Annotated in this window: 16 protein-coding genes; 3 read left to right on the top strand and 13 right to left on the bottom strand. The window is 74.2% G+C overall.

Annotated elements, in window-relative coordinates; translation table 11 throughout:
- Positions 1 to 2: 2 nt before the first annotated feature.
- The 4 genes from IE330_RS21840 to IE330_RS21825 all read right to left on the bottom strand — a co-directional run bounded on the left by IE330_RS21840 (position 3) and on the right by IE330_RS21825 (position 3,401).
- Positions 3 to 1,193, bottom strand: coding sequence for a GDSL-type esterase/lipase family protein (locus IE330_RS21840; RefSeq protein ID WP_190137785.1), 1,191 nt, complete (start codon positions 1,191 to 1,193; stop codon positions 3 to 5).
- A 133-nt stretch (positions 1,194 to 1,326) separates the two neighbouring features.
- The gene (locus IE330_RS21835) at positions 1,327 to 1,902 is read right to left on the bottom strand and encodes a TetR/AcrR family transcriptional regulator (protein ID WP_190137784.1); all 576 of its coding nucleotides are present in this window, start codon (positions 1,900 to 1,902) and stop codon (positions 1,327 to 1,329) included.
- A gap of 94 nt (positions 1,903 to 1,996) precedes the next feature.
- Entirely contained in the window at positions 1,997 to 2,488 is a 492-nt protein-coding gene (locus IE330_RS21830; RefSeq protein ID WP_190137783.1) for a ribonuclease FAU-1 family protein, read from the bottom strand.
- Positions 2,469 to 3,401, bottom strand: a complete 933-nt coding sequence (locus IE330_RS21825) for a GNAT family N-acetyltransferase (protein ID WP_190137782.1) — start codon at positions 3,399 to 3,401, stop codon at positions 2,469 to 2,471. The genes IE330_RS21830 and IE330_RS21825 overlap by 20 nt, the downstream gene beginning before the upstream one ends.
- An 80-nt stretch (positions 3,402 to 3,481) precedes the next feature.
- Here IE330_RS21825 and IE330_RS21820 point away from each other — a divergent pair, with 80 nt between their 5' ends.
- Positions 3,482 to 3,865: a GntR family transcriptional regulator gene (locus tag IE330_RS21820; protein WP_190137781.1), complete on the top strand. Its 384-nt coding sequence runs from the start codon at positions 3,482 to 3,484 to the stop codon at positions 3,863 to 3,865.
- A 392-nt stretch (positions 3,866 to 4,257) separates the two neighbouring features.
- On the opposite strand, the gene IE330_RS21815 is transcribed toward IE330_RS21820, so the two are convergent.
- Complete coding sequence (locus IE330_RS21815) at positions 4,258 to 5,352, bottom strand: DUF5925 domain-containing protein (RefSeq protein WP_190137780.1); 1,095 nt, start codon at positions 5,350 to 5,352, stop codon at positions 4,258 to 4,260.
- A 133-nt stretch (positions 5,353 to 5,485) separates the two neighbouring features.
- Here IE330_RS21815 and IE330_RS21810 point away from each other — a divergent pair, with 133 nt between their 5' ends.
- A complete protein-coding gene (locus IE330_RS21810; protein ID WP_190137779.1) occupies positions 5,486 to 6,910 on the top strand; it encodes a GH39 family glycosyl hydrolase in 1,425 nt (474 codons plus the stop codon).
- Between the two features lie 33 nt (positions 6,911 to 6,943).
- Here IE330_RS21810 and IE330_RS21805 read toward each other — a convergent pair whose 3' ends face one another.
- The 6 genes from IE330_RS21805 to IE330_RS21780 form a co-directional block, all read right to left on the bottom strand.
- Positions 6,944 to 11,356 (bottom strand): lipopolysaccharide biosynthesis protein, encoded by a 4,413-nt coding sequence (locus IE330_RS21805; protein WP_190137778.1) that lies wholly within the window; start codon positions 11,354 to 11,356, stop codon positions 6,944 to 6,946.
- Positions 11,349 to 12,152, bottom strand: coding sequence for a polysaccharide deacetylase family protein (locus tag IE330_RS21800; protein ID WP_190137777.1), 804 nt, complete (start codon positions 12,150 to 12,152; stop codon positions 11,349 to 11,351). Before IE330_RS21800 ends, IE330_RS21805 begins: the two co-directional genes overlap by 8 nt.
- A complete protein-coding gene (locus IE330_RS21795) occupies positions 12,149 to 13,156 on the bottom strand; it encodes a glycosyltransferase family 2 protein (RefSeq protein WP_190137776.1) in 1,008 nt (335 codons plus the stop codon). The genes IE330_RS21800 and IE330_RS21795 overlap by 4 nt, the downstream gene beginning before the upstream one ends.
- Positions 13,153 to 14,046, bottom strand: a complete 894-nt coding sequence (locus IE330_RS21790) for a glycosyltransferase family 2 protein (RefSeq protein ID WP_229925820.1) — start codon at positions 14,044 to 14,046, stop codon at positions 13,153 to 13,155. The genes IE330_RS21795 and IE330_RS21790 overlap by 4 nt, the downstream gene beginning before the upstream one ends.
- Before the next feature lie 428 nt (positions 14,047 to 14,474).
- Entirely contained in the window at positions 14,475 to 15,578 is a 1,104-nt protein-coding gene (locus tag IE330_RS21785) for a GNAT family N-acetyltransferase (protein ID WP_190137775.1), read from the bottom strand.
- A 4-nt stretch (positions 15,579 to 15,582) separates the two neighbouring features.
- A complete protein-coding gene (locus tag IE330_RS21780; protein WP_229925819.1) occupies positions 15,583 to 15,969 on the bottom strand; it encodes a hypothetical protein in 387 nt (128 codons plus the stop codon).
- 235 nt (positions 15,970 to 16,204) lie between these two features.
- On the opposite strand from IE330_RS21780, the gene IE330_RS21775 reads away from it, so the two are divergent.
- Entirely contained in the window at positions 16,205 to 17,023 is an 819-nt protein-coding gene (locus tag IE330_RS21775) for an SGNH/GDSL hydrolase family protein (RefSeq protein ID WP_190137773.1), read from the top strand.
- A 76-nt stretch (positions 17,024 to 17,099) separates the two neighbouring features.
- On the opposite strand, the gene IE330_RS21770 is transcribed toward IE330_RS21775, so the two are convergent.
- Together IE330_RS21770 and IE330_RS21765 are read right to left on the bottom strand one after the other, a co-directional pair.
- On the bottom strand, positions 17,100 to 18,743 hold the full coding sequence (locus IE330_RS21770; RefSeq protein ID WP_229925824.1) for a serine/threonine-protein kinase: 1,644 nt from the start codon (positions 18,741 to 18,743) through the stop codon (positions 17,100 to 17,102).
- 107 nt (positions 18,744 to 18,850) lie between these two features.
- Positions 18,851 to 19,967: nickel transporter (locus tag IE330_RS21765; protein ID WP_229925818.1), on the bottom strand; the 1,117-nt coding region annotated here is incomplete at its 5' end.

Below are 19,967 nucleotides of genomic sequence, written 5' to 3'. Positions count from 1 at the left end.
CATCAGGCCCCGGGAGCGGCGAACGGGCCCGTGGCGAAGACCAGTTCGGCGAAGCGCTCGCCCATGTGACGGTGGGCGGCGGCGTCCGGGTGGAGGTCGTCGGGCAGGGGCATGCGCGCGGCTTCGGCCTCGCCGTACAGGGCGCGGCCGTCGAGGTGGTGCAGGTGCGGGTCGTCGGCCGCGCGCTGCCGCACGATCCGCTCCAGCTCCTCGCGGATGACGTTCAGCGTCAGCTTCCCGGCGGCGCGCTCCGCCGGGTCGCCCATGGCCCGGAACCGCAGCCGCTCCTCGCCGAGGGTGCTGAAGTCCGGGGCGCTGGGCCCCGGCGTGTCCTCGTGGACCGGGCACAGGATCGGCGACACCACCAGGAGCGGCGCCGTGGGGTGGCCCTCGCGGACGGTGTCCAGGAAGCCGTGCACGGCGGGGCCGAAGGCGCGCAGCCGCATCAGGTCGGCGTTGACGAGGTTGATGCCGATCTTCACGCTGATCAGGTCGGCCGGGGTGTCCCGCAGCGCCCGGGCGGTGAACGGGTCGAGCAGGGCGCTGCCGCTCAGCCCCAGGTTGACCAGGTCCACGCCGCCGCGCGCCGCCGCGAGCGCGGGCCAGGTGGTGCTGGGGCTCGCGGCGTCGGAGCCGTGGCTGATCGAACTGCCGTGGTGCAGCCAGACCCGGCGGCCCCGGTCGGGCAGCGGCTCGACGGGCGCGTCGGTGCGCAGGGCGACCAGCTCGGTGGTCTCGTTGTGCGGCAGCCAGATCTCGATGTCCTTGGCGCGGTCGGGCAGCCCGGTGAAGCGCGCCGTGCCCACGGGCCCGGGCCGGGTCTCGGTGGTCCCGGCGGTCATGTCGATGGTGAGGGTGTTGCCCCCGGCCACACTGGCCTGACCGGCCGGGCGGCCGTCGACGACCAGGTCGTACAGGCCGTCGGGGCGCGGCGGCGCGCCCACGTAGTCCCGCTTGGTGGGCAGGGTGTCCAGCTCGACGGCGGTGGCGCGGCTGCGGAAGGCCAGCCGCACGCCGGACGGCTGGGACTCGGCCATGGCGAGCTGCGGGTCGGCGCACTGGGCGCGGGCCCGTGCGGGCAGCCGGTGCGGCAGCAGGCCGTGCGCGGTGCGCTCCACGTCGAGGGCGCCGCGCAGCAGGTCCGCGGTGAGGGGCGTGGTGATCCAGGGGCGGTGGTGGTGCTCGGTGTGCATGGTGTCTGCCTGTGAAGTGGTGGGCCCGCCCTCGGGGGGCGGGGAAGGAGGCGGTGCGGGCCGGGAGTGTTCCGGGGCGCGGGCCGGGAGTGTCGCGGGGCGCGGGCGGTGGTCTCAGGAGGCGGACCCGCGGCTAGGACGCGGGCGCGGGCCAGGTGCGCAGGGTGGTGTCGAGCGCGTCGAGGATCCGCGACCAGCTCTCCCGGGGGTCCGGTGCGCTGTGGCTGAACGCGCCGCTCAGCTCCAGGCTCACGTAGCCGTGGAAGACGCTGCCGAGCAGCCGGACGGCGTGGGTCTGGTCCGGCTCGGCCAGGTCGTAGCCGCGCAGGACGGCCCGCATCATCTGGGCGTGCCGGACGCCCGCGCTCGCGGCCGCCGTCTCGGGGTCGAGCGGCTGCCGCGCCGCGGCGTAGCGGCCGGGGTGCTCGCGGGCGTAGTCGCGGTAGACGTCCGCGAAGGCGGTCAGGGCGTCCCTGCCGGACCGCCCGGCCACCGCGTCGGCGGCCCGGTCGGCGAGCTCCTCCAGGGCGAGCAGGGCGATCCGGGTCTTGAGCTCCTGGGAGTTCCGCAGGTGCGAGTACAGGCTCGCGACCTTGACGTCGAACCGCCGGGCGAGCGCCGATACGGTCACCTGCTCGAAGCCGACCTCGTCGGCCAGCTCCGCCCCCGCGCGGGCCAGCCGCTCCGGGGTGAGTCCTGCGCGCACCATGCGGCACCGGTCCTTTCTGACGCCGGACGTGTACGCCGAACGCCAGAACCGATTATGCGCATGCCTAAACCCTTTAGGCAAACAGAAATAGCCTTTAGCTCGCTCGGCTCCGGGGCAGCAGTCCCTCTCCGGCCAGGCGTTCCAGGTCGGACAGCGCCCGCAGGGCCGCTTCCGCGGCGGCCGGGTCCGTCGCGGCGAGGCCGCTCGCCGCGAACTCGTCCTCGTCCAGGCGCAGGATCGTGCCGCCGTCCGCCGAGCACCACAGGTCGAGGTCCAGGTCCTCCACCGTCACGACGGACCCGGTGCGCACGGCGGGCCGGGTGACGTCGCAGTACCAGCCCTTCAGGGCGCCGTCCGCGGCGTACACCTCCTTGACCGCGTACCAGCGGTCCCGCCGGTAGTGCTCGACGAAGGTGTCGCCCGGCTCGAACCGCACGAAGCCGAAGTCGCGGACGCCCGCGCCCGCCCAGGGCGCCCGGACCGTGACCAGGGTGCCGTCGTCCGCGAGCAGCGCCGCCGGGTAGCGGATCTTCGTACGGCCCGCCTTGCGCAGGTGGATCTCGACGTCAGCCGACGGCGCGGACATGGCGGACCTCCGTGTCGAACACCTCGTAGCCGAACCACCGGTTGATGGCGACCATCGGACCGTTCTCGGTGTCGTTGCCCGTGAACGCCTCCGTGCAGCCGGCCTCCCGCGCCCGGTGCAGCGACGCGTTCTTCGCCAGCTTGGCCAGGCCGCGGCCGCGGTGCGCGCGGGCCGTGCCCGTCATGCCGGAGGCGTAGCGGCCATCGCCGTCGGTGTGGGCCAGGGTGAACGCGGCCGGCTCGCCGTCCACCACGGCGACCGTGGTCAGCTCGTGGTTCAACAGCGGGTGGCGCCAGGTCTCGGTGAGCCAGTACGCGTAGTCGTCGAACTCGGCGGGTACGTCGCTCGGTTCGTCCGCGGCGGTCTCCGCGTCCAGGGCGAACAGCGGGCGCGGGTCGTCGCGGAAGTCGGCCGCCGTCCGCAGTTCGACGCCGGGCGGCGGGTCGGCGAGCGGCGGCAGCGCGGCCCGCGCCAGGTCCAGGCGGAGGAACTGGGCGGTACGGCTCGCGCGGTAGCCGCGGCGCGCGGCGAAGGCGCGGTTGCGGGGCGTGTCGAGGACCCAGGTGTACAGGGCCGTCGCGCCCTCGTGCGTCAGGAACTCCTCGGCCGTGCGCACCAGGAGCGAGCCCGCGCCGAGGCCGGTGCGCTCCGGGTGCACGTACACGTTCAGGTAGCCCTGGCCCGGCTCCGGGCTGTCGTGGGCGAGGCCCACCTGCGCGGTGCCGACCACCTCGCCGTCCGCCTCCGCGACCAGAGCGCGGTAGCGGGCGTCGGGGTGGGCGTGCACGCAGGTGTACGCCACGGATTCGGCGGTGGCCGGCATGGCCGGCACGGACGCGCGCCGCACCGCGGCGTACGCGGCGGCGTCCGCCGGGTCGGCGGTGCGCAGGTCGCGCACGTGGATCTCGGTCATGTTCGGGACGGTACGCGCGGGGCCCGCCGGGGCGCCTCCCCATTTCCGCGCGGGCGGGGCGCGTGCGGGACAATCGGCGCGTGGCTCTGAAGATCGTCATCAAGGAAGGCGCGGGCAGCGCGCCGCCGTACGAGCAGGTCCGGACCCAGATCGCCGAGCAGGCGCGGGGCGGGGGGCTGCCCGTCGGCTACAAGCTCCCCACCGTGCGCGGGCTCGCGGAGACGCTCGGGCTCGCGGCGAACACCGTGGCCAAGGCGTACCGGGCGCTGGAGGAGGACGGGGTGATCGAGACGCGGGGGCGGAACGGAACGTTCGTCGCGGCGGCGCGGGACGCTGCCGCCCGGGGCGCGGCAGCGGCCGCGCAGACCTACGCCGAACAGGCCCGCAGACTGGGCCTGACCGAACCGGAGGCCCTGGCAGCAGCCCAGGAGGCCCTCCGAGCGGCATACGCCCCCAGCCCCTGAGCCCTCGTCACCGGCGGGCCGGCACCTGGCGCTGCGCGCGGCCGAGAGGACCCGTGACCTCAACCCTGGCCACCGGCCGGTCGGCACCTAGGCGCTGTGCCCACCCGTCCCGCCCAGCGGGACGATTGCCCACAGCGGCGGGAAGCGCTCCGCGTCGGGGCCGGGCGGGCAAGGCCAGGGCTGTACGGGTGGGCGGGTGGGAAAAGGAAGCCGACGACGGCGGGAAAGCGCTACGCGTCGGGGCCGGGGCGGCAAGGCCGGGGCTGTACGGGTGGGCGGGTGGGAGAAGAAACCGACGACGGCGGGAAAGCGCTACGCGTCGGGGCCGGGGCGGCAAGGCCGGGGCTGTACGGGTGGGCGGGTGGGAAGGAAGGGCCCCGGCCCCGGCCGGGCTAGAGGTAGAGGCCGGCCTCGGCCCCGTCCCGGCTGCCCGGCACCGCCGCAGGCGAAACCCCCCGCCGCAAGGCGTACAACTCCGCCAAGGTCGCGCCCTCGCGAGAAACCCCCTCGGAGGACCCCAACCACCCCACAGCCTCGGCCCGCGTCAGCGCCCCCACCTCGATCCGCGCCAGGCACCGCCCGGGCCGCACCACCGCCGGGTGCAACCGCTCCAGGTCCTCGTTGGTGGTGACCCCGACGAGCACGTTCCGCCCCTGCCCGAGCAGCCCGTCCGTGAGGTTGAGCAGCCGCGACAGCGCCTGCCCCGCGGTGTGCTTGGCCTCGCCCCGGATCAGCTCGTCGCAGTCCTCCAGGAGCAGCAGCCGCCAGCGGCCCTTCGCCGTGCCCTCGTCCTCGCCGATGGCGATGTCCATCAGATAGCCGACGTCCGTGAACAGCCGCTCCGGGTCCAGGACGCAGTCCACCTGGCACCAGTCCCGCCAGGACCGCGCGAGCGTCCGCAGCGCCGACGTCTTGCCGGTGCCGGGCGGCCCGTGCAGCAGGAGCAGCCGCCCCGAGATGTCCTCCGGCGTGGTCTTCATCAGCTTGTCCATCGCGTCGGCCACCGGCGCGGTGTAGTTCTGCCGCACCTCGCCCCACGTACCGGCGGAGATCTGGCGCGTCGTGCGGTACGGCCCGCGCCGCGGCGACACGTACCAGAACCCCATGGTCACGTTCTCCGGCTGGGGCTCCGGATCGTCCTGCGCCCCGTCCGTGGCCTGCTTCAGGACCCGCTCGGCCAGCTCCGCGGAGGTCGCCGTGACCGTGACGTCCGCGCCGCGGTTCCAGCGCGAGACGAGCAGCGTCCAGCCCTCGCCCTCGGCGAGCGTCGCGCTGCGGTCGTCGTCGCGGGCGGCGCGCAGCACGGTGGCGCCCGGCGGCAGCAGCGCCGAGCCCGGCCTGACCCGGTCGATGTTCGCGCTGTGCGAGTACGGCTGCTCGCCCGTCGCGAAGCGGCCGAGGAACAGCGCGTCGACGACGTCCGACGGCGAGTCGCTGTCGTCGACGGTGAGCCGGATCGGCAGGGCGTCCTGAGGGTTCGCAGACATGCCGCCATGATCCGCCAGGAAAGTGCTCGTGTGCACCCCGGTTTCGGCACACCGCCCGAACGGCACGCGCGTGTACGGGACACACGGACGGAACCCGCCCGATCGGGAATCACCGCGGATACCCTTGCCGTTGATGCGACGGCACGGGTGGAACTCGGATGCGCGGCGGTGGCGTCTTGCCGCCCTGATCGGTGTGGGTGCGGCCGCTCTGGCCCTGGTCCTGACCATGCTCACGCTGCCGGACGAGCGCGGCAGCACCAGAGGCACCACCAAGGACGGCGACAAGGTGCACGGCACCCCCGCGGACCCCCCGCCCGCCCGGGTGCGCGGGGCCGTCGGCTGGGGCTTCACGCACACCCAGTACAGCGCGGACGAGGGCGACGACGCTGCCGTCGCCCGGGTCAAGAAGCTGCTCAAGGACCAGCCGCGCCCCCTGCCGCAGATCCAGCACGTCATGGGCTGGGGCGCGGGCAACCCCGAGCCGGTCAAGGGGCGCTACGACTTCGGCGACCTGGACCGCCGCATCGACTTCGTCCGCGCCACCGGGGGCACGCCCGTCGTCACCCTGTGCTGCGCCCCCGACTGGATGAAGGGCGGCAAGTCCGGCGTCGGCAACACGAACTGGAGCCAGGCGTCCCTGGAGACCGCGCCGAAGCCCGAGCACTTCGACGACTACGCCGCCCTCGCCGCGACCGTCGCCAAGCGCTATCCGGACGTACGGCACTTCATCGTCTGGAACGAGCTCAAGGGCTTCTGGAACGGCGCCGAGCAGCGCTGGGACTACGAGGGCTACACCCGGCTGTACAACCTCGTGTACAAGGCCCTGAAGGACGTCGACCCGGACATCATGGTGGGCGGCCCGTACGTCGGCATGACCAGCATCGACCCCCGGCAGGACGACGGCGTCGCCGAGGACCTGAAGGGCCCCTGGGGCGGCGTCGACCAGCGCGTGGTCGACGCCTTCGAGCACTGGAACGAGCACAAGGCGGGCGCCGACTTCGTGGTCGTCGACGGCGCCAGCTACACGGCCGACGACGAGCTGCTGCCCGACGAGTTCCGGGCCACCGAGAAGCTCACGGCCGTCAGCCGCTGGGTGCGCCAGCGCACCGGCGGCCTGCCCCTGTGGTGGGCCGAGTACTACGTCGAGCCCGGTGACGACGAGGACAACCGCGACGACTGGTCCGAGGCGCACCGCGTGGCGGTGCACGCCACCGGCCTCATCGCCCTGGCCCGCGGCGGCACCACGAGCGGCTTCTACTGGAACCCGCAGAAGCGCGGCGAGCGGTGCGCGGGCTGCCTGTGGACCTCGACGGAACGCGCCGACGGCGGCCGCGAGCTGCCGATACTGGACCTCGTCGCCCGGTTCGCCGCGGCGTTCCCGCCCGGCACCCGGTACGAGAAGGTCGCCGTCGCCGCCGACGACGAACCGAACGTCCGCGTCCTCGCCGACGACGACACCGTCCTCGTGGTGAACGTCCTGGACCGGCCCATCAGCGCCAAGGTGGACGGCCGCCGCTTCGACCTGCCCGGTCACGGGGTGAAGTGGCTCGCACGCTGAGCCGCTCCACCCCGCCGTGCCTCCCGGGGTCCGCTACGCCATCGTCACGAACCGCTGGACCAGCGACGCGAGGAACACCGCGAGCAGCGGCAGCGAGAACCAGAAGCTGCTCTGCAGCCAGCGCTGCTGCGCCACGCCCGGCGCCACCGCGACCCGTACGACCTCCCGTACGGCGAGCAGCAGCAGGAGCGCCACGACGGCGAACCCGCCGACCACCGACCACGGCGTCCATGTCACCTTGGGCCCGACGGCGCCCGGGTCCGCCTTCGCCACCGGCCCGTCCGGCCGGTCGCGCAGCGCGTACAGCGTCGCGTCGGCGTTGCCGAACACCCGCTTCAGGTCGGCGCGCCGGTCCAGGTGGCGCAGCAGCCTGGTGTCCCAGTTCTCCGGGTAGCCGGAGTCCATCTGGAGGTACACGGTCTGCCCGCGGTTCACCATCAGGTACGAGTTCGGCCCGGCGTCCTTGAGCGCCTTCACCAGTCCCGACACCAGGGCCGGGTCGGCGGGCGCGAGCGTCGGCAGGTACTCGACCTTCTCCGGGTCCTGCCGGCCCCAGGGGATGGACGGCGTCACGTTGTTGACGGGGTCGTCGCTCATCCACAGCAGCCGTACCGTCGGGTCGTCGTGCGCGTACACGTACTCCATGGCGGCGACCTCGCCGGTCCGCACCCGCTCGAAGGGCTCGTTGCCCCAGCGGGCCACCAGGAAGCCGCCCACCAGGACGAGCCCCGCGAGCAGCGCGGCGAGCGGCGCGAGGCCCGCCCGGCGGTCGCGGTGCCGCTCCCCGGCGGTGGCCCCGGTGCGCGGGAACAGCGCGAGCCCGCCGAGCAGGGCCGCGCCCGGCAGCGCGAACATGAACACGCGCAGCGCCATCTCGCCGCCGTAGCTCTGCATCCCGAACCCCAGGAACGGCACGAACGTCAGGACGACGAGCGACACCTCGCGGTACCGGTGGCGGCGCCTGCGCAGCCAGCCCCAGCAGGCGAGGGCGAGCACGGACCCGGCGAGCGCCACGCGCGTGTACAGGACCAGCTTGTGCGAGGGGTCGCCGCCCTCGATCCGGCCGGAGACGGACGACGACACGTTGCCGCCGACGCCGCCGACGCCGCCGAACAGCTCGTCGAAGTGGCCCGACCAGTACGGCTCGGCGAGGAAGCCCAGCCACAGCAGCACCAGGACACCGAAGAGGAGTGGCAGGCCGCGCAGTTCGCAGCGGCCCACCAGGACCAGGACCGTGACGACGCCGAGCATCACGAACGGCGTGAGCTGGTGCGCGGGCACGGTCGCCGCGAACAGGCCGAGGAGGATCACCAGCAGCACCGCCTGCTGCCGCCGGTCGGCGGGCGCCACCTCGGCCTCGCCGGGCCGCCACCTCGACCACAGGACGCGCGGCGCGCGGAACCACACCAGGAGGATCGCCACGAACACCAGGTAGAGCAGGAAGGTGAAGCCCTGCGGGGAGAAGTAGTCCTGGCCGACCCAGCCGCTCAGGACGAAGATCCACAGACCCGCCCACTTGGCCCGCCAGCTCGCCCGCATGTGCCGGGTGAGCAGGGCCATCGGCGCCAGGTACAGGAGCTGGATCGCCGTCGGCCACCAGCGGATGACCTCGGTGAGGTCCGAGACGCCGCACGCCTCGGCCACGAACGTGGCGGCGGCGAAGAACCCGGGCCAGCTCCAGCGCGCGTCCAGGTCGGGCGCCGCCGTGCCGGTCCGGTCGATGTGGTCGAGGAAGCCCAGGTGCTGCCAGGCCGTCGCGAACCGCGGCTCGGCCTCGATCACGGCGGGCAGCGCGTGCAGCGACACCACGGTGGCGACCAGCGTCACCACGAGCAGCCCGGTGCGCGGCCGCTCCAGCCACAGCAGCGCGGCGAACACGCCCACGAGCAGCGCCGCGCCGGCCAGCGTGGGCAGCGGCAGTACGGAGACGAGCCCGAGCCCGCCCATCGCGTCCAGGTCGCCCTCGCCGAGCCCGAGCGCGGGCACCCAGTACAGGCCGAGGGCCAGCACGAGGAGCGCGCCCAGCACACGCGGGACCCACGGGCCGCGCCGCGCCGCCGCGGATGCCGGGGCCCGGGACGGCCGTGGCGCCGCTGTGACCGGGGAGGCCGGGGGAGCCGTTGACGCCGGGGGCGTCGAGGCGGCCGGGCCGTAGGAGGCGATCGGGGAGGCCGAGGCGTCCGAGGAGGCCGAGGCGCCTGCGAAGTCCGGGGAGGCCGAGGCCGCCAGGGAATCCGGGGCAACGGGGTCCGCCGGGGAGGCCGGAGCCCCCGGGGACGACGCGGCGGCCGGGGTGTCCGCCGGGGTGGATGACGTCACGGTCGGTGTGCCTGTCGGTGGTGTCGGCGGCCACGGGGCCGCCGTGCCGGTCGGTGGGGTGGGCGACTGCGCCGCCGGTGTCACGGCATCCGGCCGGACGGCTTCGGACCTGCCGGGGGAGCGGACGGCCTCGGCCGCGCCGTGAGTACGGGCGGCTTCGGGCGCGTCGTGCGAGCGCACGGCCTCCGGCTCGCCGGAGCGCACGGCTTCGGCCCCGCCCGCGCGGACCGTCGCCGAGGTCCCATGGGAGGGCGTGGCGGCGGTCCCGTGCGAGGGCGTGGCCGAGGTGCCGTGCGAGGGCGTGGCCGGGGTCTCGTGCGAGGGCGCAGCCGGGGTCCCGTGCGAGGGCGTGGCGGCGGTCCCGGTCCCGTGCGAAGGCGTCGCCGAGGCTTCGGGGGAGGCCGGGGTGCCGGGCGTCGGTGTGGTCGACTGTCGCCCCACCGCCCACGCGGGCCGGTGCCCGTCCATGCCGTCCCCCTGACCCGTCCCGGCCGCCCGCCCGGCCTTGCCCGTCCTGCCCGTCCGCACGATCCGCGTGCCGTACACCGGGGTCGCGGGACCGGGGCGTATGTCGGGCCTGCGCTCCTGGTGGTCCAGGTCCGCCGTGTGGATCGCGAGTTGCAGTGTGTCGGAGTCGAGGGACTCGCGCAGCGCCCACGCCGGGCCGTGGCGGTGGCCCGCCGCCTCCGCGCGCGCGGCGGCGGTCCGCGGCGCGACGTCCGGGGTGCCGAGGTCCGCCAGGTCGCCGTCCGGCGCCGTCCGCTCGGCGGGGGTCCGGTGCGTGACCGCGTACAGCTTCGGCGCCGCGACGGCCACGATCACCGCGAGGGCGGAGATCTCCGCGACGCCCGCCCCGGTCAGGCCCATCCGCGGCAGCAGGACCAGCGTCAGGCCGAGCACGAGCACGCACAGCAGGCCCTGCAGCCAGGCCAGGCCCGAGGTGCGGCTCTGCGCGCGCAGCACCGCGAAGTACGTCTCCATGACGACCCGCAGCGCCGACCCCACCGCGAACCAGCGCAGCAGCGGCGTCGCCGCCTCCGCGTAGCCCGCCCCGAACACCTGCAGGATGTAGGGCGCGCCCAGGAACAGGACCGCGCACACCGGCAGCATGATCCGCAGCATGCGGCGCAGCGCCGCCCGGGTGTTGGCGGCCAGCCGGGCCGGGTCGTGGGCGCCCTCGACGGTCAGCGAGGCGCCCATGTTGATGGCGAGCAGGTTGGTGGTGCCCGCGATGGTCGTGGCGATGTAGAAGTACGCGTTGTCCTCGGAGCTCACCTGCGAGGCGACGATCACCGGAACGAGGTACACCACGGCGAGCGAGAACAGCGAGCCCGTGTAGTCACCGGCGAGGAACCGGCCGATCTCGCGCCACGACGGCGGCTGCGCCTTGCCCTCGGTGTCCCGCACGTGGCGCGGCACCAGCCGCCGGAACACCAGGTAGCCGAGCGGTACGACCGACAGGGCGATGGCCGCCACCCAGGACACGAACACCCCGGCGGTGGGGATCGCCGCCGCGAACACGATCAGCAGGCCGAGCTTGACCACGGAGAACACCGTGTTGCCCACCGGCACCCACAGCGCGCTGCGCAGCCCGGTGAGCACGCCGTCCTGGAGCGTGAGGAGGGACCAGGCCACGACCGCCGCGACGAAGCCGATCCCGGCGAGCGGGCCGTGCAGGAACCGGTACGAGGGCCCCCACAGGTCGAGCGTGAACAGGAAGACCAGCGCGGCGCACCCGACGATCACCGAACTGCCCGCGTAGGTGCGGAAGATGAGCTTGCCGGTGGCGCGCCCCGCCACCGGGATGAACCGGGCGAGCGCGCCCGTGAGCGTCACGGCGGTGATGCCCGCGAGGAGCTTCATCGCCGCGATGGCCGCCGACCCCTGGCCGACCGCCGACTCCGAGTAGTACCGGGCGGCGGCCAGCCAGAACCCCAGGCCGAGGATGCCTGAGATGCCGGTGTTGAGCATGAGGGCGTACGCGTTGCGGAACAGCGGGCTGCCGCCGCCCGCACCTGGCAGACGCATTCTCCGGGACCTTCTCTCCTTTCCACCGGACGGTGGTGCGCCGTCGGTACCGCTGTCGGTCCCGGTGAGCTCTGCCTGTGCGGTGGTCGTGTCAGACACGGGTGCGAGCTGCCTTCCGGCGGGCTTGTCGGCATCGGCGGACCATGGCGTACCCCTTGGTGAGCACGCGGTCCCTGGCGAAGGCCCGGCCGAGTCCGCGGCCCTCGGCGAGCCGCTCGAACTCCTCCGGCCCCGTGGAGCGCCGGACCGTCACGCGCCGCAGCGCGTACGGTCCCTGCCGGCGGCAGGCCAGGCCGTTGCCCACCGCGAGCGACTGGCGGAACCCGGCGCCCCGCACCGCGCGCCGCACCCGGCGGCTGGAGTAGCCGTAGGGGTAGGCGAACGACTCCGGCGGGGTGCCGAGTTCGTTGGTGACGATCTCCTTGCAGCGCACCACCTCGAACCACAGGGCGTCGTCCGAGAGCTGGTCGAGCTGCGGGTGGGTGTGGCTGTGGCCGCCGATCTCCGTGCCCGCTTCGGCCAGCTCGCGCACCTGGTCCCAGCCGAGCATGGTGTCGAGCCCGCCCCCGGTGTCGTACTTGCCGCGCAGCCAGCCCGTCGCGAGGAACAGCGTCGAGGCGAACTCGTGCTTGCCGAGCACCGGCAGGGCGTAGCGGTGCACGCCCTCGTAGCCGTCGTCGAACGTGATGAGGACGGGCCGGGTGGGCAGCGGACGGTCCGGGTTGCGCCAGTGCCACGCCAGTCGCGCGGTGGTGAGCGGGGTGCAGCCGAGACAGCGGAGCACCTCCATCTGCTCCGCGAAGGCCGCGGGGGAGACGGACAGCTCGTGCGTCGCCTCGTTCGGCAGCGGCGCGATCGAGTGGTACATGAATATGGGGATGCCACCGGCGTTCATCTGCCCGCCCCCTCGTCACGTCTCTCCTCCGGGGCCGCCCCCGCGTCCACGACGGCGAACGTCGCGCCCGACCTGCGCGCGCGCACGCTCCCGACGACGTACCCGCCGGCCGCCGCCACCACGCCGGTGACGATGGCGCCCGCGCGGCCCGCGCCGCCGGGGCGGCCGAGCAGCGCGTCGCGCAGACCGCGGCCGACGCCTGCGGGCAGCACCCGGGTGGTGTACCGCCGCTCGGACTCCAGCCCCTTGGCGGCGCCCACGCTGCGGGCGACCAGGGCCTTGGACAGGCCCTCGGCGTACGCCCGCGTACGGAAGTACCGGAACCGCTCCCGGGCCGCGGGCACCCGGTGGTGGATGACCGCGCGGTCGTCGATGAGCAGCACGGCGTCGGGCCGGGCGCGGGTGAGCCGGATGCACAGCTCCGTCTCCTCGCAGCCCAGCGGCCGCTTGTCGCCGTCGCGGCCGATGCCGGTGGCGAAGCCGCCCGCGACGTCGAAGGCGGTCCGCCGGAACGAGGCGTTGCCGCCGAGCACGTTGCGCACCCGGACCCGGCCGGTCGGGTGGCCGCGGTACATGCAGCCGACGACCCAGTCGAACTCCTCGGGGAACCAGTCCGGCCGGCGCCGCGACGCCCACACGGGCACCGTGCGCCCGCCGACGGCGAACACCAGCGGGTCGTCGTAGGCCTCGGCGAACCGCAGCAGCCAGTCGCGCTCGGCGACCGCGTCGTCGTCGAGGAAGGCGATGACCTCGCCCCCGGAGGCGGCGATGCCGGTGTTGCGGCCCGCGGACAGGCCGCGGGGGCCCGCGTTCGCGAGCACCCGCACGTCCGGCGCCTCCTTGTACTCCTGGGACAGCCGGTCCAGGAGCGCTGCGTTGTGGTCCACCACGAGGAGTGTCTCGTGGGGGGTGAAGGACTGCGCGCGCACCGAGGCGACCGCTGAGAGGATGTCCTCCCAGCGGTCCTCGGTGTACACGCAGATCACCACCGAGATAGTGATCAAGAAACCTCTCCCTGGCGCGCCGTGAGGGCGGCGGTGCGTGGTCGCCGCCGTTGGGTTCGCCTGTTGGAGCGCTCGGTGAGGATCACCTTGAGCACCCGCAGGCCGTCGCGGACCGCGCTGAGGTTGCTGACGCCGTGGATGCGCAGGTACTCGTGGCTCGGGATCTCCTGGACCTTGAGCCCCGCCTTGACGACGCGGATGTTCATCAGCGTCTCGACCTCGAAGCCGGTGCAGTCGAGCTCGATCTTGTCGAGGCAGTGCCGCCAGAAGGCGTTGTAGCCGTAGCACAGGTCCGTGTACCGGGCGCCGAACTTGGCGTTCACCACCGCGCACAGGGCGAAGTTGCCGAGCTTGCGGATGAGCGTCATGTCGTCCGTGCCGCCGCCGTTGGCGAACCGGGAGCCCTTGGCGAAGTCGGCGCCGGAGACCAGCGCGGAGACGTAGGAGACGATCTCGTGGCCGTCGGCGGAGCCGTCGGCGTCGACCATCACGATGATGTCGCCGGTGCACGCCTCGAATCCGGTGATGAGCGCGTCGCCCTTGCCCTTGCCGAGCTGGCGGACCACCTTCACGTCCGGCCACAGCTCGCGCGCCACCTGCACCGTGTCGTCCGTGGAATTGCCGTCCACGAGGACGACTTCATGGATCCACTCGGGCAGGGTCTTGAACACATAGGGAAGATTCTCCGCTTCGTTCATCGCGGGAATCACGACACTCACCGGAGGCGCAATCGCCAGGTGCGACGATACCGGGCGGTATTCGTGCTGGCTGGGAATGGCGGGCAATCCGGCTTTGGTGAGCGAAGGCCGCGCCTGGTCGGCGGAGCCGGTCGCGGACGGGTCGATTAAAGGATCTTGGCCCGAATTGAACGGGCGCACAGCGGAACTCATGAGTCTCTTGTCCCTCTCGTCCGGTGGACCGCCCGCCCCCGGGCGGTCCGGTTGTCGATCCGGTTCGAAAGGGGGGGTTCTCACGTCCGGTCATGACGGAGCGCACACCGTGCGGTGAGCTCCGGGCACGCCCGGGTGAGCTGGCATGACTGCGCGGCACGTGACCCGGACGACTTGTGGTCCCGGGCACGGGCACCCCCCTACCGCGCCCCGCTCCGGTGTCACCGCGGTCTTGAGCCCTCCCCTAGACCGACTGCCGATGAACCGTTGCGGGTTGATGTACGACGGTATTGATGCTTGCGACGGTATGGCAAGACCTGGAACGAGGTCTCACGTTTTCGATAAATTGACCCTTGACTTAAGACACTCGGAAAGTGTCCGGATCACTTGCCATTCCCTGTCGTTCGGTGACGCATCCTGCTCGTTCTTCACTGATCCCGGCCCCGGGAGCGGATCTTTCCCACGCTCTTGAGCAGGCGATCCGCCGGTCCGAACAATTCCGGTCGGGATACGACGGTGTTGCGCAGCGCCCGGACCGGCGCGCGGTGCGCACGATGTCCGAGAGCCATCGGGTGGCGCAGCGCCACCCACCCCTCGGACACGGTGAGCTCCCGTGTCTTCAGGGAGTCCTTGTACTGTTTCTGGCCACGCCCGAGGTCCAGGTGCGCGATGCCGTCCGCGGCGGCCGCCTCGGCCATGTGCAGGTGCAGCAGCAGGCCGGGCGAGTACTTCGCGTACGCGGGGTCGTAGGCGGGGAACCAGCAGGAGAGCACGCGCTCGGTGCGCGGCCCGAAGTGCGCCGCGACGGGCGTGCCACCCGCGTAGAGCACGGAGAGCAGTCCCTGGAAGGTCTCGCCGCGGGTGTGGAAGAGCTGGTCGACCAGGTCGGTGATCCAGGCGCGGGCGAAGCGGTCGCTGCGGCCCGTCCTGCGGTACTGCGCGGACTTCCAGGCCATCAGGGTGTGCAGGGCGCGCGGGTCGCGCTCGTCGTGCACGTACCGCAGTTCGCCGTGGTCGCGGACCAGCCGGCGGCCCTTGGCGCGGGTGGAGCGCAGAAACTTCGGGGACGCGGTGCGCAGATGGCCGAGGTAGGCGTCGTAGCCCTGGTCGAGGTCCAGGACCGGCGAGGCGAAGGTGCCGGTGGTGCCGGAGGCGAACGGCGCCTGGCCGTCCACCAGGTGGTCGTACTCGTACACCACCAGGCGGCAGGCGCGCAGGAGCTCCCGGGCGTCCCAGGTGAAGCCCGGCCGGTGCACCACGCCCTGGCTGTCGGAGACACCGAGGCCGACGGCCCGGCCGACGCCGGTCCGCGATCTCTGGTACGGGAAGAACGCGGCGGGCTCCCCGCCCTCCCGGGCCACCGCGATGCGCACGTCGCGCCGCACCCGGGCCATGGCGAGGGTGAACTCGGGGGAGAGGAAGGGGTTCGCGAGGTTCGGTGAACCGTGCAGGTGGGCCTTGGACTGCAGGGCGGACCACGCCGCCCGGTCGGCCGCGGTGAGTTCGCCGGGGCGGTGCACGGTGATGTCCACGTCGTCAAGCCCGTCTACTCGGGGCGCGGTGCCGCAGCCGCCGCGCCAGGGCCGGCAGGAGGGCGGCCGCGCTGAGCACCGCGACCGCCGCGACACCGCCGCGCACGGACCACACGCGCAGCGCCAGCATGGCCTGGGCGACCAGCAGGTCGACCACGACCCCCGCCGAGACGGAGGCGAGGGCGTGCGCCCAGGGGTCGAGCCCCCGCAGCCAGTACGCGCAGGCGGCGGCCGGGGCGGCGACGAGGAAGAAGAGGGTCAGGGGCCCGCGCACCGGCGAGGCGAGGTCGAGCAGCGCGAAGGCCGCCCCGGCACACCCGGCGGTGACCGCCACGCCCGCGAGGAGCGCGCTCAGATCCCTGTGCGACGACTTGAACCCGATGGTCTGCATTGGCGACTTTGCCCCCCGACGCGCCGGATGCCGGGCTTCAATGTGGCCCAGCGAACGGGGCCCCGTCAAGATGCGGAGGGAGTGTGCAGATGTTCGCCCGCTCCCACTTTCCGGATCAGTGAACTCGCAGCGTGGGCAAGGAAATTACTGAAGAGCTGATTGACATGGACACTGTCGGCGACGCGTGGTGCGTGCTACCACTGTCGAGGCACAAATCCTGCTAAAAGGAGGTTCCATGAGACTGTCCCGTTTCACGGCATATGCTTCCTCCCTCCTCCTGGCCGCGGCCGCCGCCCTCACCGGCGCGGGGGCCGCGCACGCGGACTCCGGCTCCCAGGGGGCCGCCCCCGCCTATGTGGCGCTCGGCGACTCGTACTCCTCCGGCGTCGGCGCCGGCAGCTACGACAGCGGCAGCGGGAGCTGCAAACGCAGCACCCGCGCCTTCCCGGCCCTGTGGGCCGCCGCCCACTCCCCCGCGAGCTTCAGCTTCACCGCCTGCTCCGGCGCCCGCACCGACGACGTCCTCAACAGCCAACTGGGCCCGCTCAACTCCGGCACGGGCCTGGTCTCCCTCTCCGTCGGCGGCAACGACGCCGGCTTCGCCGACGTCATGACCACCTGCGTCCTGCAGTCCGAGAGCACCTGCGTGTCCCGCATCAACGAGGCCAAGGCGTACGTCGACTCCACGCTGCCCGGCAAGCTCGACCGCGTCTACTCCGCGATCAAGGGCAAGGCGCCGTCCGCCCGCGTCGTCGTGCTCGGCTACCCGCGCTTCTACAAGCTCGGCGGGAGCTGTCTCGCGGGCCTGACCGAGCGCGAGCGCACCGCCGTCAACAGCGGCGCCGACCACCTCAACGCGGCGCTCGCCAAGCGCGCCGCCGACCACGGCTTCGCCTTCGGCGACGTCACCTCCACGTTCACCGGGCACGAGATCTGCTCCGGCGCGCCCTGGCTGCACAGTGTGAACTGGGCGAACATCGGCGAGTCGTACCACCCGACGGCGGCAGGCCAGTCGGGTGGTTACCTGCCGGTCTTCAGCAGGTCCGCCTCCTGAGCCCGGCCGGGCGGCCGGGCTAGCCGGTTCCATCGGTCCCGTGGGTGCCGTCGGTGCCGCCGGTCCCGTCCGCCCGTCAGGGTTCGTAGGTCGAGGAGGAGCCCCCGCCCGTCGTGGGCTCCTCCTCCTCGCACGTCACGGAGTACGACACGGCGTTGGAGTCCGCCTTCACCGGGGCGCGGACCTCGACGCTGATCTCGTTGTGGTGCGTGCCGGGGTCGGTGACGTCCGGCACCTCGACGTGCTGGACGTGCTTCTGGTAGCCGGCGCCCTTGGGGAACGCGAGCGTCTTCCAGCCGGGGTCGCTCGGCTCGCCCTCCGCGGTCACCCAGCGGTACTCCACCTGCGTCGGGGTCCGGCCCGCGGTGAACACCGCGGTGAACGACGGTGCCGCGCCCTGCGCGGGCGGACAGGCGCCGGTGTAGGACGTGCGGTGGCCGGTGAGGGCGACGCGCACGGACTGCGGCGGGTACGGGCTCGTGCCGCCGCTGCCGCCGCCGTTCTTGCCACCGCCGTTGTTGCCGCCGTTCTTGCCGCCGTCCGTCGCACCGCCGTCGCCGCCGCCGTTGGTGCCGCCGCCCCCGCCGTCCCCTCCGCCTCCGGTGCCTCCGCCGCTGTCCGATCCGCCGCCGCCACTGCCACCGCCGCTGTTGCCTCCGGTGTCGCGGACGCCACTGCCCGCGTCGGTGCCGGAGCCGCCGCCCGAGCCGTCGTCGTCACCGACCAGCGCGTACGTCAGGCCGCCGAGGGCGAGCACCAGTGCGGCGGCGCCCGCGACCAGGACGGCGGTCGCGCGGCGCGGGCGGGACGCGTCGGCCGTGGTCGTGGTCGTCGTACCGCCGTACGGGGCGGCGCCCGCCGCGGCCCACGCCGCCGCGTAGCCGCCGGGCGGCGGGGGCGGGGGCGTGGGCCCCTGGGCGGAGGCGACCGTCGGCGCGTAGGGCACGTCCTGGTGACCGGCCGGGGGCCGGCCCTCGGCGACGAGCCGCAGGTCGCGCTCGGTGTCGGCGGCCGTGGAGCGCTCGGCGGGGTCCTTGCGGAGCAGGCCCTCGATGACCGGCGCCAGCGGTCCCGCGCGGCGCGGCGGCGGCAGCTCCTCGTCGACGACCGCGCGCAGCGTGCTCAGCGGGGTGTCCTGCCGGAACGGCGAGACGCCCTCCACGGCCGCGTACAGCAGGACGCCCAGCGACCACAGGTCGGACTCCGGCCCGGGCCGCCGGCCCAGTGCCCGCTCGGGGGCCAGGAACTCCGGCGACCCGACGACCTCGCCCGTCATCGTCAGGGCCGAGCTGCCCTCGACCATCGCGATGCCGAAGTCGGTCAGGACGACGCGGCCGTCGTTGGCCACCAGGACGTTGCCGGGCTTCACGTCGCGGTGCAGCACCCCCGCGTCGTGGGCGGCCCGGAGCGCGGCGAGGACCTCCGCGCCGACGTGGGCCGCACGCGCGGGCGGCATCGGCCCCTCGGAGTCGAGGACGTCCGACAGGGACAGGCCCCGCACCAGCTCCATGACGATCCACGGGCGGCCCTCCTCGCGCGCCACGTCGTACACCGTGACGACGTTGCGGTGCGGGATGCGGGCCGCTGCCCAGGCCTCCCGCTCCAGGCGGGCGTAGAGCCGCTCGACCTCGGGGGCCGGCAGGCCCGCGGGCGCGCGGACCTCCTTGACGGCGACCTCGCGGCCGAGCACGTCGTCCCGGGCCCGCCACACGGTGCCCATGCCGCCCTCGCCGAGCGGCGCGAGGAGGCGGTACCGCCCCGCGATCACGCGCTCCTGACCGGTCACGGTCCCCCCTTCGCAGCCGTGCGATTGTCCACAAAAGTAGCTCAACCGAGCGCGGTTGCGGCCCCCTTGAGGACCAATCCGCACCCGAGGGCGAGGACGACGCAGGCGGAGCCGAGCGGCGCGAGGCGGCGGGCACGGCCGGGCACCCGGCCCGTGGTCAGGCGGCGCCCCGCCGCGGAGCCGAGGCGCACCACCACGAACCCGGCCGCCGTCAGCGTGGCGGCCAGCCCCGCCCCGTACGCGACGACGAGGAGCAGCCCGAACCAGGCCTCGCCGAGGGCGGCGGCGCCGACGAGCACGACGACGGCGGACGGGCTGGGCACGAGCCCCCCGGCGAAGCCGAGCAGCAGCGTGCCGCGCAGCGAGGGGGGCGGGTGGTGGTGGGGGTGGTGGTGCGGCGTCACCCGGCGCCGGCGCCAGGCACGGCGCACGAGGAACGCCCCCGCGCCCGTCACCAGCGCCCCGCTGGCCACGCCCAGCCAGGCGACGACGGAGGGCGCGGCGGCCGAGCCGCCCGCCACCAGCAGCCCCAGCACCACGACGCCCAGCGTGTGCGTGGCGGTCACCGACGCGGCCAGCGGCAGCACGTCCCGCACGGACGCGCTGCCCCGGGCGGCGGCGGTGGCCGCCATCAGGGTCTTGCCGTGGCCGGGCCCGAGGGCGTGCAGCGCGCCCAGGAGCAGCGCGGTGCCGAGCGCGACAGCGGCGAAGCCCGGGGTGAGCTCGTGGCGGCCCACGAGGCCGGTCAGCGCGTCGGTGGCGGCGCGCGGCAGGGCGGAACCGGGGCTCGCGGGCGGCTCCGCGGCGAGGGCGGGGCCGCACGGCTCGGCGCGCAGGGTGTCGGCGGTCGTGTCGGGCGACGAGGCCCCGGCCGGGTAGCGGCTGAGGCGGCGGGACGCGGACGTTGCGGGGACGTCCGTGGCGACGAGGGTCGTCCGGTCGCCACGGGCGGTGATCTCCCGCCAGCCCGGGGCGGCCGGGGCGGCCGCCCGGAACCGTACGGTGACGGCGCCGGAGGGCAGGGCGGCGGTGAGGCGGCACGTCACGCGGACCGTGGTGAGGCCCGCCTGCCCCGGCAGGACGCGGGCGGTGGCCCGCCCGGCCGTCAGGGCGCGGGCCCGCCCGTTCGCCTCCACCGCGCCGCCCGCGGCGGCCGCC

The sequence above is a fragment of the Streptomyces longispororuber genome (assembly GCF_014656095.1).
Classification (GTDB): Bacteria; Actinomycetota; Actinomycetes; order Streptomycetales; family Streptomycetaceae; genus Streptomyces; species Streptomyces longispororuber.
Note: the sequence above shows the minus strand (reverse complement) of the source record. Positions and strands in the feature narration are given on the sequence as shown.